This is a genomic window from Azotobacter armeniacus (assembly GCF_054779355.1).
On sequence record NZ_BAAGYK010000146.1, the window covers coordinates 628 to 1018 of the forward strand.

Genomic DNA, 391 nt, shown 5'->3' on the forward strand with positions numbered 1-391 from the left:
CTCTGGTCAGCGCCTTTGCGGCTGACGCCGGACCGATCCTGGGGCAGCAAGCCACAGCGGCCAAGTCCAATGAAAAGACAGCCATTCCTGAGGTGCTGGCCACCCTGGCCCTGGAGGGCTGTGTGGTGACGATCGATGCCAGGGGAGCCCAGCCCGGCATTGCGCAAGCGATTCGCAAACAGAAGGCCGTTCATGTTCTGGCGGTCAAAGGCAACCAGCCCACGCTGCTGGAGTCGATCAAGGACTTCTTCGAGACCTTCCGCAGGCACACGCCCGAGCGCACCCCGCACGGGTTCTGTGAAACGGTCGAAAAAGGCCATGGGCGGCTGGAAATCCGGCGCTGTCATGTTTTCGGCGAGCTGGCCTGCCTGGCTCACCCCGAGCGCTGGCC

1 protein-coding gene is annotated in these 391 nt (G+C 63.9%); it reads left to right on the forward strand.

Going from position 1 to position 391, the window contains the following annotated elements; translation table 11 throughout:
• Window positions 1-391, forward strand: a 391-nt coding sequence (locus tag ACYVD0_RS19180) for an ISAs1 family transposase (protein WP_460428285.1), incomplete at both ends; no start/stop codon positions are given.